The sequence below is a fragment of the Novimethylophilus kurashikiensis genome (genome assembly GCF_003112435.1).
In the GTDB taxonomy this organism is placed as follows: Bacteria; Pseudomonadota; Gammaproteobacteria; order Burkholderiales; family Methylophilaceae; genus Novimethylophilus; species Novimethylophilus kurashikiensis.
Genome location: NZ_BDOQ01000003.1, coordinates 53,017 through 66,562 on the forward strand (window position 1 = coordinate 53,017; position 13,546 = coordinate 66,562).

Annotated in this window: 11 protein-coding genes and 1 riboswitch; of the genes, 8 read left to right on the top strand and 3 right to left on the bottom strand. The window is 58.0% G+C overall.

Annotated features, from left to right (window positions below; all coding sequences use genetic code 11):
* Positions 1 to 41 precede the first annotated feature (41 nt).
* Positions 42 to 124: riboswitch (cyclic di-GMP riboswitch) on the bottom strand.
* A gap of 85 nt (positions 125 to 209) precedes the next feature.
* Both lysS and prfB read right to left on the bottom strand, forming a co-directional pair.
* Positions 210 to 1,724 (bottom strand): lysine--tRNA ligase, encoded by a 1,515-nt coding sequence (gene lysS, locus NMK_RS03790; RefSeq protein WP_109014447.1) that lies wholly within the window; start codon positions 1,722 to 1,724, stop codon positions 210 to 212.
* A protein-coding gene (gene prfB, locus NMK_RS03795) for a peptide chain release factor 2 (RefSeq protein ID WP_109015044.1) occupies positions 1,725 to 2,829 on the bottom strand; the annotation gives its coding sequence in 2 pieces (ribosomal slippage) (positions 1,725 to 2,747 and positions 2,749 to 2,829; 1,104 coding nt in all). It lies immediately after the preceding gene.
* A gap of 112 nt (positions 2,830 to 2,941) precedes the next feature.
* Between prfB and NMK_RS03800 the strand changes: the two genes are divergently transcribed.
* Entirely contained in the window at positions 2,942 to 4,564 is a 1,623-nt protein-coding gene (locus tag NMK_RS03800; RefSeq protein WP_109015045.1) for a methyl-accepting chemotaxis protein, read from the top strand.
* A gap of 21 nt (positions 4,565 to 4,585) precedes the next feature.
* Here the strand turns inward: NMK_RS03800 and NMK_RS03805 are convergent, their stop codons facing one another.
* On the bottom strand, positions 4,586 to 5,842 hold the full coding sequence (locus NMK_RS03805) for an MgtC/SapB family protein (RefSeq protein ID WP_109014448.1): 1,257 nt from the start codon (positions 5,840 to 5,842) through the stop codon (positions 4,586 to 4,588).
* 155 nt (positions 5,843 to 5,997) lie between these two features.
* On the opposite strand from NMK_RS03805, the gene pstS reads away from it, so the two are divergent.
* The 7 genes from pstS (at position 5,998) to NMK_RS03840 (ending at position 13,535) form a co-directional block, all read left to right on the top strand.
* Positions 5,998 to 7,044 (top strand): phosphate ABC transporter substrate-binding protein PstS, encoded by a 1,047-nt coding sequence (gene pstS, locus NMK_RS03810; RefSeq protein WP_109014449.1) that lies wholly within the window; start codon positions 5,998 to 6,000, stop codon positions 7,042 to 7,044.
* 109 nt (positions 7,045 to 7,153) lie between these two features.
* Positions 7,154 to 8,116, top strand: a complete 963-nt coding sequence (gene pstC, locus NMK_RS03815) for a phosphate ABC transporter permease subunit PstC (RefSeq protein WP_109014450.1) — start codon at positions 7,154 to 7,156, stop codon at positions 8,114 to 8,116.
* Positions 8,113 to 8,970, top strand: coding sequence for a phosphate ABC transporter permease PstA (gene pstA / locus NMK_RS03820; RefSeq protein ID WP_109014451.1), 858 nt, complete (start codon positions 8,113 to 8,115; stop codon positions 8,968 to 8,970). The genes pstC and pstA overlap by 4 nt, the downstream gene beginning before the upstream one ends.
* A 62-nt stretch (positions 8,971 to 9,032) precedes the next feature.
* Positions 9,033 to 9,794, top strand: a complete 762-nt coding sequence (gene pstB / locus NMK_RS03825; RefSeq protein WP_265415757.1) for a phosphate ABC transporter ATP-binding protein PstB — start codon at positions 9,033 to 9,035, stop codon at positions 9,792 to 9,794.
* 134 nt (positions 9,795 to 9,928) lie between these two features.
* Positions 9,929 to 10,567: a DUF47 domain-containing protein gene (locus NMK_RS03830; RefSeq protein WP_109014452.1), complete on the top strand. Its 639-nt coding sequence runs from the start codon at positions 9,929 to 9,931 to the stop codon at positions 10,565 to 10,567.
* Positions 10,567 to 11,580, top strand: coding sequence for an inorganic phosphate transporter (locus NMK_RS03835; RefSeq protein WP_109014453.1), 1,014 nt, complete (start codon positions 10,567 to 10,569; stop codon positions 11,578 to 11,580). The genes NMK_RS03830 and NMK_RS03835 overlap by 1 nt, the downstream gene beginning before the upstream one ends.
* Before the next feature lie 107 nt (positions 11,581 to 11,687).
* Entirely contained in the window at positions 11,688 to 13,535 is a 1,848-nt protein-coding gene (locus NMK_RS03840; protein WP_109014454.1) for a GGDEF domain-containing protein, read from the top strand.
* The last annotated feature ends 11 nt before the right edge of the window (positions 13,536 to 13,546 follow it).

The window sequence follows — 13,546 nt, forward strand, 5'->3', positions numbered from 1 at the left end:
GGGAATTTCGAGGGGAAACAACAGGGCCATACACCCATTCACCTGGTAATCCCGCTGTCCGCGCACATCCTTAGGACCGGTAATTTTGCGCCCCTGCCTTGCGGCAGGTTTGCCCTTTTCAGGTATTTGTTTTTATTGTTGACCTATTAAACTGCCAAAACCGCTTGCCTGTCAATTTGGCAAGCGGGTACTTTCCTGTAAAGCTCGCCTTACGCCTCAGGCCGCATATGTGGGAACAGGATGACATCCCGAATACTAGGCGAATCCGTCAGCAGCATCACCAAGCGGTCGATCCCGATACCGCAACCACCTGTCGGGGGCATGCCGTATTCCAACGCGCGGATGTAATCGGCGTCGTAATACATCGCCTCGTCGTCTCCAGCCTCCTTGGCTTCAACTTGCTTGCGGAAACGATCGGCTTGGTCCTCGGGGTCGTTCAGCTCCGAGAACCCGTTGGCGATTTCGCGCCCGGTGATGAACAACTCGAAACGTTCCGTGATGCCCGGAATCGTATCGGACGCACGCGCCAATGGCGAGACTTCGACCGGGTAGTCGATGATGTACGTCGGCTCCCACAGCTGAGATTCAGCAGTTTCCTCGAATAGCGCCAGTTGCAGCGCACCCAAACCGACATGCGCCAACGCCTCGATGCCCCACTTGGCCTTGAGCTCGGCACGAATGAACCCGACATCATCCAGTTGCGCATCGGTGTATTCCGGTGCGTACTTCTTGATCGCTCCTACAATAGTGAGGCGCTGGAACGGTTTTGCCAGATCAACCTCACGTCCCTGATAGGTCACCGTCGCCGTGCCACAGGCTGCAATGGCAGCAGCGCGAATGCACTCCTCGGTGAAATCCATCAGCCACTTGTAATCGGTGTAGGCCGCGTAGAACTCCATCATGGTGAACTCGGGGTTGTGGCGAACGCTCAATCCCTCGTTACGGAAGTTTCGATTGATCTCGAACACGCGCTCGAAGCCGCCGACGATCAGGCGCTTCAGGAACAACTCTGGCGCGATCCGCAGGAACATCTGCATATCCAGCGCATTGTGATGGGTAGTGAACGGCTTGGCTGCCGCGCCGCCCGGAATCGGATGCAGCATCGGCGTTTCCACTTCCAGGAACTGATGGCCGGTCATGAAATTGCGGATCGCGGAAACGACACGGCTACGCGCGGCGAAGGTCTTGCGCGTATCCTCGTTCATGATGAGGTCGACGTAGCGCTGGCGGTACTTGGTTTCCTGGTCGGCCAAGCCGTGGAATTTCTCAGGCAGCGGGCGCAGAGACTTGGAAACCAGGCGCAGAACATCCACCTTCACCGACAACTCGCCGGTCTTGGTCTTGAACAGCGTGCCCTCTGCACTCAGGATGTCGCCCATATCCCACTTTTTGAACGCATCGTAGAGCTCTTCGCCGATAGCCTCGCGCTGGATGAACAACTGGATACGGCTGGTCGCGTCCTGCAACGTGGCAAAGCTCGCCTTGCCCATGACGCGCTTCAGCATCATGCGGCCGGCAACGGCCACGCGGACGGCTTGCGGCTCCAGCTCCTCGCCCGGTTTCTCGCCATGCTCGGCATGCAGTTCGGCAGCCTTGTGGGTCGGACGCACATCGTTGGGGAAAGCCACGCCTTGTTCCCGCAACGCCTTCAGCTTGTTGCGGCGCTCGGCGATGACGTGCGATTCGTCCTGTGTTTGCACGGACGGGTTCTCTTGTTCGCTCATTTAAACTCCCTGCTTGAGACTTTCGGTGATGAACGGATCGAGGTCGCCGTCCAGCACGGATTGGGTATTGCCGATTTCGACGTTGGTGCGCAGATCCTTGATGCGGGATTGATCCAGCACGTAGGAACGAATCTGGTGGCCCCAACCGATATCGGTCTTGGCATCTTCCATCGCCTGTTTTTCTTCGTTGCGCTTGCGCAGTTCCAGCGAATACAACTGCGCCTTCAGCATTGCCATGGCTTCGGCACGATTGCGGTGCTGCGAACGGTCGTTCTGGCACTGCACGACCGTATTGGTCGGGATGTGCGTGATCCGCACGGCCGAATCGGTCTTGTTGATGTGCTGTCCACCGGCGCCGGAAGCGCGATAAGTATCGATGCGCAGGTCGGCTGGGTTGATATCGACTTCGATGGAATCGTCCACCTCTGGGTAGACGAACACGCTCGAGAAACTGGTGTGTCGACGCGCGTTGGAATCGAACGGCGACTTGCGCACCAAGCGATGCACGCCGGATTCGGTGCGCAGCGTGCCATAGGCGTAATCGCCGGAAATTTTCAGGCTGGCGCTCTTGATGCCGGCCACGTCGCCTTCGGATTCCTCCAGCACTTCGACCTGGAAACCCTTACGCTCGCAATACCTTAGATACATGCGCAGCAGCATGGAACCCCAATCCTGAGCTTCGGTGCCGCCGGAGCCGGCCTGGATGTCGATAAAGCAGTTGTTCGGGTCCATGGGGTTGGAGAACATGCGGCGGAACTCGAGGTTGGCCACCTCTTTTTCCAGTTCCTGCGCATCGCCCTCGATAGAGAGGATCGTATCGTCGTCGCCCTCTTCGCGCGCCATCTCGAACAGCTCTTGCGCGTCCTTGAGGCTATTGGCAACCTGCTCCAGTGTAAGCACCACAGCTTCGAGGGATTTCTTTTCCTTGCCCAAGGCTTGGGCTTTTTCAGTGTCGTTCCAGACGCTGGGGTCCCCAACGAGCTGATCGACTTCGGTCAGGCGATCTTTCTTGCCGTCGAAGTCAAAGATACCTCCGCAGGTCGGCACCGCGGGATTCGAGATCCTGCAGGTGATTAGCGATGGCGTTGAGGCGTTCGGCTTCCATGACGATTCCGTTAAAAATCAAATATTCCATTATACCAGCCTGTTGCGGCTGGACGTCGACCGTACTCCGAATGCAGAATAGGACCTAATCCTCTTAAATTGGTTTGAACATCATGCGGAAGTTTCACGATCTCAAAATCTGGATGCGTCTCTTCATCGCTATCTGGATCATGCTTTTTATTGCCTGGGGCAGCATGATCGCCTGGACGGCCTACAAGCAGAAGCAGCTTGCCATCGATCAGGCCCGGGACTTTTCCGGCAGCGTGTATGAAATGACCATGGCCGGTCTTACCGGCATGATGATCACGGGAACCGTCGCCCAGCGTGCCGTGTTCCTCGACCAGATCAAGCAGCTCAACGAACTGCGGGACGTACAGGTGGTACGGGGTGAAGAAGTCATCAAGAAATTCGGCCCCGGTGCCGCCGACGAATCCAGCCGCGACCCCATCGTCAAGCAAGTCATGCAGAACAAGAAGCCGGTATACGCCATGGAGGACGACGGCAAAGGCCAGTTCCTGCATGTGCGCTTCCCCATCATCGCCCGCTCCAATTACCTCGGCAAGAATTGCATCGCCTGCCACATGGTGCCCGAAGGCACCGCCTTGGGCGCTGTGAGCATGAAAGTCTCGCTGGATAAAACCAACGCCACGGTGCGTGACTTCACGCTCCAGATCATCGGCGTGGCGCTGGGGCTCTCACTACCCTTGCTGTTCTTCGTCTACACCTTTATTCGCAAATTCGTGACGGAACCGCTGGAGGCGATGACGCGCGGCCTTAGCGACATCGCACAAGGCGAAGGCGACCTGACGCGGCGCCTGGAGGTCAAGAACCAGGACGAGATCGGCTCGGCGGCGGCAGTATTCAACCGCATGATGACGCAGTTCCAGACCTTGATTGCCAAGGTTGCCAGTTCGGCGTCTGAAGTCATGGGATCGGCACACAAGCTATCGACCAGTTCGCGCCAGGTCGCCGACACGGCCAGCTTGCAGCGCGAGAAATCGTCGTCGACCTCGGCCGCCGTCGACGCGCTGGCAGACAGGATCGCCGCCATTGCAGAAAGCGCCGATCATCTTCAGGAACAATCGCTGCAAAGTCAGGAAAAGACCCGTGAAGGACAGCAGAACCTGGCCGAGTTGACTCAGAAAATCAAGCTGGTAGCCGAATCGGTCGATGAAATCGCCAGTGCAGTGCAACAGTTCATCGAAAGCGCCAACGCCATCAGCGACATGACGCAGGAGGTGAAGGATATCGCCGGCCAGACCAACCTCCTCGCCCTCAACGCTGCTATCGAAGCTGCACGCGCCGGGGAACAAGGCCGCGGGTTTGCCGTGGTTGCGGACGAGGTGCGCCAATTGGCGGAAAAATCGGCCAGCGCAGCCAACGAAATCGACGCCATCACGACATCCTTGCGCGAGCGCTCGGCCCAGGTCGAGGTATCGATGCAGAAGGGGCTCGACTACATCGGCAGCGGGGAAGCCGCGTTAGGCAAGGTCGAAGCGGTATTAGCCCATGCCCGCGAATCGGTCGAGCAGGTCAGCCTCGCCGTTAACAGCATCGTGGGGGCTACCGAGGAACAGCGTACTACCAGCAAATCGGTCGCCGACAATATGGACGCAATTGCCGAGAGCGCCGATGCGGCCAGCAATATCGTTTCCCAAACAGTAGCCGCTTCGCAGGATTTAGACCGGCTGGCAACCGAACTACAAACGCTGGTCGGCCGTTTCCGGGTGAATTGAGGCAGTGAGGGCAGTTCGAGGCTAGACGAACACAAGCAAACCCAGCGCAACCCCAAGTGCTGCGGCAACCATGCCGACTGCCGCCCGACGCGCCAGCGCACTGCCGCCCACAACGCCAAGCAGCCCCAGCTTGAAGCCGAGATTGGAAAGATACGCGATGGCGATCGCCGTCACCGCTTGTTGACCATACAACTTACCCTGTTGAAACAGGCGCAAGCTGGAGAGCGAAATGGCGTCTACATCGGTCAATCCCGACACTAGCGCAAGCAGATACAAGCCTTTCTGCCCTGCCACGTCGGAGAGCCAAGCCGCGGCCAACAGTACCAGCGCGTAGAGCGCAGCGAATGAAAGCGCGGTCTTGATCTCGGTCGGATTCTCGATCTTCGGCATGATGACCGCCTCGTCCCCATTCATCCTGCGCCACCAGTAAAACGCGCCGACTGCCCCCAGCACCAGCCCACAGCCCAGTACCGGCAACAATTGCGGAAGAATGGCTGGACTGACGAAACTGCTCACAACCCCGAGCCTGACCAAGACAACGAGATTCGCGATTAGGATGACGACGACAGACAGCCCCGACATGGCCTGTTCCCTGGCGTGGCGCGCATAGACCAAAGTCGTTGCGGTGCTCGACACCATGCCACCCAAAAAGCCAAGCAAAGGTGCACCGTAGCGCTGTCCCACGAGGCGCAAAGCGACATAGCCCGCCAAGCTGACACCGGAGATCAATACCACCATCCACCACGTCTGGTACGGATTGAGGGTGTCGTAAGGACCGTAATCGTGATTGGGCAGGATAGGCAGGATGATGAACGACAGCACCGCAAACTGCAGGATCGATTGCAGGTCGTTGCGCGACAAATTGCGGCTCATCGTCTGCAATTCCGGCTTGTAATGCAGAAGTATGGTGGTCGTGATGGCCAGCATGGTCGCCAGGACACCGAACCCGTACCAGACGGCAGCACCCAGGCCGAAGCACAGCAACAGTGCAGCTTGCGTAGTGGTGCCGGGATCCTCGTCATCGTCGTCGCCGAGATAGGCCGTGACGATGAGGGCAGCGACTCCCGCAAACCCGAACGCCAGCACCCAGGCCGATCCGACACGTTCGGAAATCAGCGCGAGCAAGGAACCCAGCATGGCGACCAGGCCGAAGGTGCGTAATCCGGCACGCGCCGCCGGGCTACGTTCGCGCTCCAGCCCGATCAGCAAGCCGATTGCGAGGCTCGTCGCAAAAACTGGCAGGTGTTCGAGTCCATTTCCCTGCAAAAGTACCTGCATGACCTGACTCCCTATTACCGATACGGTATCTTAGCTGCTTCTCCAATCGCCTCACAAACCTTGTTACAACAACGCCTCCTGAGTTTTTTTCATAAAACTGTCATAATTAAGAAATAACATTCGCACCGTTACAAACCCTCAACCAGGAGATTTTGATGCGAACGATTGTCCGTACACTGACCGGCGCTGTTGCGGCTGTTGGTCTTGCCTTTGCCGCGACCGCTCAAGCAGTGGACATCACCGGCGCCGGCGCGACCTTTCCTTATCCGATCTACGCCAAGTGGGCTGAAGCCTACAACGCCAAGACCGGCGTAAAGCTGAATTATCAATCCATCGGTTCCGGTGGCGGTATCAAGCAGATTCAGAACAAGACCGTGAACTTCGGCGCTTCCGACAAGCCCTTGACCGAAGCCGAACTGAACAAGGACGGCCTCATGCAGTTCCCGGCTGTTGTAGGCGGCGTGGTGCCAGTCATCAACGTCGAAGGCGTTGCTTCCGGCAAGCTGCGCCTCAGCGGCGAAGTGCTGGCCAACATCTTCCTGAAGAAAATCACCAAATGGGACGATGCAGCCATCAAGGCACTCAACCCCAACCTGGCCCTGCCCTCTGCCAACATCACCGTGGTTCACCGTTCCGACGGTTCCGGTACCACCTTCAACTTCGCCAACTACCTCACCAAGGTCAGCGAAGAATGGAAGACCAAGGTCGGCGCCGACACTTCCGTCTCCTGGCCTGCCGGTGTAGGCGGCAAGGGCAACGAAGGCGTGGCCTCTTACGTGCAGCGTATCAAGGGCTCCATCGGTTACGTGGAATATGCTTACGCCAAGCAGAACGGCCTCAACTACGTCATCATGCAGAACAAGGAAGGCGAATTCGTGAAGCCCGGTCTTTCCAGCTTCCAGGCTGCCGCCAAGTATGCAGAATGGGAAAAGGCCCCTGGTTTCTACGAGATCATCACCAACGAGCCGGGCAAGGAATCCTGGCCTATCGCTGCAGCCACCTTTATCTTGATGCACAAAGTGCAGGATAATCCGGCTGCCGCCAAGGAAGTGTTGAAGTTTTTCAACTACGGCTTTACCGACGGCGACAAGATGGCCGAAAACCTGGACTACGTGCCGTTGCCTGACAGCGCAGTCAAGCTGATCCAGAAGCACTGGAGCACCAACATCAAGGGCAAGGACGGCAGCGCAGTCTGGCAGTAACCGCAGTCGCAGTACCTAGCCTGGTATCGTAGATGCCAGGCAACATGAACACATCGGCGAACACTTGACCTCAAGGTTCGCCGATTCTTACGAGTAAAGATAAATCGACATGTCCGATACGCCTCAAACCCAGCCGCGCAATCTGCAAGCCATCATGGATCTGGTGTTCCGCAACACCACCAAGCTGTTTGCCTTCCTGGTCTTCGGCGTCCTGTTCGGCATCCTCATTACCCTGTTGCTGGCAAGCTTGCCGGCACTCAAGACCTTCGGTTTCCACTTCTTTACCAACGATGCCTGGAACCCCGTCACGGTGGAATTCGGTGCCATGGTGCCCATCTACGGCACGCTAGTCACCTCGGTCATCGCCATGCTGATCGGCATTCCGGTCAGCTTCGGCATTGCACTCTTCATTACTGAACTCACGCCGGCTTGGCTCAAGCGCCCGCTCGGTATTGCCATCGAATTGCTCGCCGGCATCCCCAGCATCATCTACGGCATGTGGGGCCTGTTCGTCTTCGCGCCTTGGTTTGCCGACAACTTGGAACCCTGGATCAACGATCACATGGGCAACTGGCCACTCGTCGGTCAGTTCTTCCAGGGACCGCCCATGGGCATCGGCATGCTGACGGCAAGCTTCATCCTCGCCATCATGGTGATCCCGTTCATTTCCTCGGTCATGCGCGATGTATTCGAAGTGGTGCCGCCAATGCTCAAGGAGTCCGCCTACGGCTTGGGCGCCACGACTTGGGAAGTTGTATGGAACGTCGTCCTGCCCTATACCAAGGTCGGCGTCGTCGGCGGCGTCATGCTAGGCCTGGGTCGTGCACTCGGCGAAACCATGGCCGTCACCTTCGTCATCGGCAATGCGCATGAGTTTTCGACCTCGCTCTTGATGCCGGGCAACACGATTTCTTCCGCTCTCGCCAACGAATTTACCGAAGCGGTGGGCGACATCTATAGTTCTTCGCTGATTACCCTGGGCATGATGCTCTTCGTCATTACATTCATCGTTCTCGCGCTGGCCAAGCTGTTGCTGATCAAGCTGGCATCCAAGGAAGGCAAGCAAGCATGACCACGCTCGATCGAACCCGTTACCTGCGCCGTCGCGTCACCAACGCGATCATCCTCGGCGTTTCGCTGTTCACGGTGGCATTTGCGCTGTTCTTCCTGGCGTGGATCCTGTGGACGCTGTTCAGCAACGGCCTCGGGCATGTCACCACCAAGGTGTTCACCCAGATGACCCCGCCGCCGGGAAGCAGCGGTGGCCTGCTCAACGCCATTGCCGGCAGTTTGTATATGGTATTGATGGCCACCCTGATCGGCACGCCGGTCGGAGTCCTCGCCGGCACTTATCTCGCGGAGTTTGGCCGCGCAGGCTGGCTCGCACCGACCACGCGATTCGTCAACGATATCCTGCTGTCTGCGCCATCTATCGTCATCGGCCTCTTCGTCTATGAAGGTGTGGTGCATCGCATGGGGCATTTCTCAGGCTGGGCCGGTGCCTTGGCGCTCGCACTCATCGTGTTGCCGGTGGTGGTTCGCACGACTGAAAACATGCTGCAACTGGTGCCCAACAGCCTGCGTGAAGCCGCGGCGGCCTTAGGCGCACCGCAGTGGAAGGTCGTGATTATGGTGTCTTACCGCGCAGCCCGTGCCGGCATGCTGACCGGCGTATTGTTGGCCGTCGCACGTATCAGTGGAGAAACCGCACCGTTGCTGTTCACCGCATTGAACAATCAATTCTGGAGCAATGACCTCAACGGTCCGATGGCGAGCCTGGCCGCCATCATCTTCCAGTTCGCGATGAGCCCCTATGAGGATTGGCATCACCTCGCCTGGGCCGGCGCACTGCTGATTACCCTTTTTGTGCTGGGTCTCAATATCCTGGCGCGTTCCATATTCAAGAAGAGCGAAGCGGGACATTAATGACCCAACTACATATCCAAGCCCCCCATCTCATGCACCCTGAATACGCACAGGAGCCGCACATGGCTGAATCGAACAAGATTTCCGTGAGGAACCTGAACTTCTACTACGGCAAGTTCCACGCCTTGAAGAACGTCAACCTCGATATTGCGGACAAGCGCGTGACGGCGTTCATCGGCCCTTCCGGCTGCGGCAAGTCCACCCTGCTGCGCACCTTCAACCGCATGTACCAGCTCTATCCCAACCTGCGCGCCGAGGGCGAGATCATCCTGGACGGCGAGAACATCCTCGACCCCAAGATGGACCTCAACCTGCTCCGCGCCCGCGTCGGCATGGTGTTCCAGAAGCCGACGCCGTTCCCCATGTCGATCTACGACAACATCGCATTCGGCATCAAGCTATACGAACGCGTGGGCAAGTCCGAACTTAACGACCGCGTGGAATGGGCCTTGCAAAAGGCCGCGCTGTGGAACGAAGTGAAGGACAAGCTCGACCAGGCCGGCACCAGCCTTTCCGGCGGCCAGCAGCAACGTCTGTGCATCGCCCGCGGCATCGCCGTTCGTCCTGAGGTGCTGCTGCTGGACGAGCCCTGCTCCGCGCTGGACCCGATTTCGACGGCCCGCATCGAAGAGCTTATCCACGAACTCAAGAACGACTACACCATCGTCATCGTGACCCACAACATGCAGCAAGCCGCCCGCGTTTCCGACTACACGGCCTATATGTACCTGGGCGAACTGATCGAAATCGGCGACACCGATACCATGTTCACCAAGCCGCAGCGCCGCGAGACGGAAGACTACATCACCGGCAAGTTCGGCTAAAGCACGGGTTCTTCCGGCTCTGGACGCCCGCCTCTGCGCGGGCGTTTTGTTTTTTCGCGTCCTGGCGAACGATTAAACCCTGTCCGATTTGTTACAATTTCATGAATTTATTATTTCAAAGTCAGGAAGTCGTTATGTTCAGCGGACTCATGCCTCAACGCGTCGCGTTTTTCGAACTACTCGCCGCACACTCCGACCGGGTGGTTGCCAGTGCCAACGCCACTCTACGGTTGGTCAACAACCTTGGGACCGGCAACGACGGCATCGAGCTGTTGGTCAAGGAAGTCGATTTCAACGAGAAGAGCGGCGACAAGATCAAGGCCGAATTGATTTCCCTGCTGCATAAATCTTTCATAACGCCGCTAGACCGCGACGAGATTCACAATCTGACGTTGGAAATGGACAAGATCCTGAGCGCGCTACGTAATGTCGCCAACGCCATCGAGATGTACAACATCCAGGCCTCCACCCCCGAAGCCCGCGAGCTGGCAGCCCTGGGTGCCGACGCCTGCCTGCGCCTCAACCGGGCCATGGTAAGCCTGGGCGATAAGGACCGCCGCAAGGAAACCGCTGCACTGTGCCAGGAAATCGACGAGATCGAATCCAAAGGCGACCAGGTGCTCAAGAACGCGATCACACGTTTGTTCCGCGAAGGCGCGGATCCGTGGATGGCAATCAAGATGAAGGAGTTTTACTTCCTGCTCGAGGGTGTGCTTGACCGTTGCGAAGGCACGGCCAAGACCATCGAAGAAATCCTGATCGAGAATTCGTAATGGAAGCCGCATCGATCCACCTCTGGGTGTTGGTGCTGCTGATCGTCGTGGCGCTGGCGTTTGATTTCATGAACGGTTTCCACGACGGCGCCAACTCCATTTCCACCATCGTCGCCACCGGCGCACTGACACCGAAACAAGCCGTGCTGTTCGCAGCCGCGTTCAACTTCATCGCCTTGTGGGTGTTCCAGTTACATGTGGCGGCGACGATTGGCAAAGGCACGGTTGACCCGGGTTTCGTCGATTACCACGTGATATTCGGCGCGCTATGCGGTGCGCTGTCGTGGAATCTCATCACCTGGTACTACGGCATCCCTTCATCCTCGTCGCACGCCCTCATCGGCGGCCTGGTGGGCGCGACCATTACCAAGGCCGGGGGCACTGGGCCCATCATCTGGTCCGGCTTCGGCAAGATTCTGCTGTTCATCGTACTGTCGCCGCTGGTCGGCTACCTGCTGGGCGGCCTGCTCATGGTGGCGGTCGCCTGGATGTTCAGGGACCGCACCCCCGGCCAGGTGAGCCATTGGTTCGACCGCATTCAGCTCGTCGCTTCCGGCGCCTATAGCCTCGCACACGGCGGTAACGATGCCCAGAAAACCATCGGCGTAATCTGGCTACTGCTGATCAGCGCAGGCGTGTCCACCACCGATGCCAGCACGCTTCCCAACTGGGTGGTGTATTCCTGTTATCTCGCCATTGCCCTCGGCACCTACATGGGCGGTTGGCGCATCGTCAAAACCATGGGTACCAAGATCACCAAGCTCAATTCCGTGAGCGGCTCCTGCGCATCGATGGGCGGCGCCATCAGTCTAGGCATGGCGACCTTGGGCGGCATCCCGGTCTCGACCACGCATACGATCTCAGGCGCCATCATCGGGGTAGGCTCCGCCCGACGCACCCGGGACGTCCGCTGGGGCATCGCCTTCAATTTGGTCATTGCCTGGATACTGACGATCCCAGCCAGCGGCTTGATAGCGGCAGCGTTCTGGTGGCTGGGTTTGCATTTCCTGTAAGTCAGGATTTCCTCACGCCTGATCGCTCGATGTAACGGTCACGTCACACCATTGTCATAAAACTGGACCATGATTGGCCCCCTAAATAGAGAAAAATGGGGGCCGTCATGAGTACCATCCTCGACATCCGCAATTTCACCGCAACACAGCGTCCTGCGCAGGAAGACCTCGGTCAGCGCTTGCATGAAATCGTCGAAAACCAGCGCCTGAACGCGCTGTTCCAACCTATCCTCGACATTGCCACAGCCAAGGTCGTCGGCTACGAAGGCTTGATTCGTGGCCCATCCGACAGCCCTCTGCATTCCCCTGTCACGCTGTTCAAGGCTGCCCGTGAGCACAACCGTGTCGCCGAGGTGGAATACCTGTGCCGCCGCATCGTGCTCGAGTCCTTCGCCCGCCTGGGTGGCCAGGGCAAGGTCTTCCTCAACATCAGCCCGGATGTGCTGTTGCAGCAAGACTGGAAAACCGGCCAGACGCTGAAATTCATTGAGGAAATCGGCCTCCAGCCCCAGCAGGTCATCATCGAGATCACCGAAAACGCGCCGACCACGGATTACCAATTGCTGCGCGAAGCCGCGCATCACTACCGCAACATGGGCTTCGAGATCGCTATCGACGACCTGGGCGAAGGTTTTTCCGGCCTGCGTTTGTGGTCTGAGCTCCGCCCCAATTACATCAAGATCGATATGCACTTCATCCAGGGCATCAATCTCGATCCATTGAAGCTGCAGTTCGTGCGTTCCATCCAGGAAATTGCCAACAAATCAGGCGCCCGCGTCATTGCCGAAGGTATCGAGACCGAGGCCGAACTGATTGCCGTGCGCGATCTCGGCATTGCTTACGGTCAGGGCTATCATATCGCCCGCCCCAACCCGAAACCGGAACTCCAGTTGCCGACCGAGATCTCGCAAGTCCTCATCGGCAGCAATTTCAGCGGCAGCCAACGCTATTTATCGAATCATCGCGCCACCGTCGAAAAACTCATCAAACAAGTGCCGCCTGTCGATCCGGACTGTCACAACGACGACGTCTATGCCATTTTCGAGAAGCACCCCAAGCTCTATTCCATTCCTGTGGTGCGCAGCGGCCTGCCGCTCGGCATCATTGCACGCGACACCATGATCGACCGTTTCGCCCGCCCTTTTCACCGCGAACTTTACGGCCGCAAGCCCTGCGAGATGATGATGGACAAGTCGGCCCTCATCGTCGACACCGCCACGACCATCCATGCGTTGAGCGACCTGATCCTGGCGAGCGAACCGCATCACCTGTCGATGGGATTCATCATCACCGACGACAAGGGCAACTATGTGGGCATGGGAAGTGGTCACGACCTGCTGCGCCTCATTACCAAAATGCAGATTAGCGCCGCGCGCTACGCCAATCCCTTGACCCTGCTGCCGGGCAACGTGCCGATAAACGAACACATCGACTGCCTGCTGCAGGAAAACCTGCCTTTCGTGGCCTGTTATTTCGACCTCGACCACTTCAAGCCTTTCAACGACGTATACGGCTACCAGAAGGGTGACGAAATCATCCAAATGAGCGGGCGGCTGCTCAAGGAAATCTGCGACCCAGACCGGGATTTTCTAGGCCATATAGGCGGCGACGACTTCATCATCCTATTCCAAAGCGCAGACTGGGAGCGCCGCTGCCGTACGCTGCTCGCCCGCTTCAGCGAGAACGTGCCGTCTTTCTACAATGAAAACGACCGTATGCGCGGCGGTATCGAAACCGAAGATCGGCAAGGCAAACGCGGTTTTCAACCGTTGGTAAGCTTCTCCATCGGCAGCGTGCTGGTCGAACCCGCCACCTTTAGTTCACACCACGAAGTCTCGGCTGCCGCCGCTGTGGCCAAGAAACAAGCCAAGAAGATTCCCGGCAACAGCCTGTTCGTCGAGCGGCGTATCCCGACGCAGAATCATGAGCAGATCATGGAGCCGAAATTCGGTTAATCGCTTTACCG

Bases quoted from the DNA above. Each gene is read 5' to 3' on its own strand.
- lysS (WP_109014447.1), bottom strand. From the start codon at position 1,724: ATGAGCGAACAAGAGAACCCGTCCGTGCAAACACAGGACGAATCGCAC.
- NMK_RS03800 (WP_109015045.1), top strand. From the start codon at position 2,942: ATGCGGAAGTTTCACGATCTCAAAATCTGGATGCGTCTCTTCATCGCT.
- NMK_RS03805 (WP_109014448.1), bottom strand. From the start codon at position 5,842: ATGCAGGTACTTTTGCAGGGAAATGGACTCGAACACCTGCCAGTTTTT.
- pstS (WP_109014449.1), top strand. From the start codon at position 5,998: ATGCGAACGATTGTCCGTACACTGACCGGCGCTGTTGCGGCTGTTGGT.
- pstC (WP_109014450.1), top strand. From the start codon at position 7,154: ATGTCCGATACGCCTCAAACCCAGCCGCGCAATCTGCAAGCCATCATG.
- pstA (WP_109014451.1), top strand. From the start codon at position 8,113: ATGACCACGCTCGATCGAACCCGTTACCTGCGCCGTCGCGTCACCAAC.
- pstB (WP_265415757.1), top strand. From the start codon at position 9,033: ATGGCTGAATCGAACAAGATTTCCGTGAGGAACCTGAACTTCTACTAC.
- NMK_RS03830 (WP_109014452.1), top strand. From the start codon at position 9,929: ATGTTCAGCGGACTCATGCCTCAACGCGTCGCGTTTTTCGAACTACTC.
- NMK_RS03835 (WP_109014453.1), top strand. From the start codon at position 10,567: ATGGAAGCCGCATCGATCCACCTCTGGGTGTTGGTGCTGCTGATCGTC.
- NMK_RS03840 (WP_109014454.1), top strand. From the start codon at position 11,688: ATGAGTACCATCCTCGACATCCGCAATTTCACCGCAACACAGCGTCCT.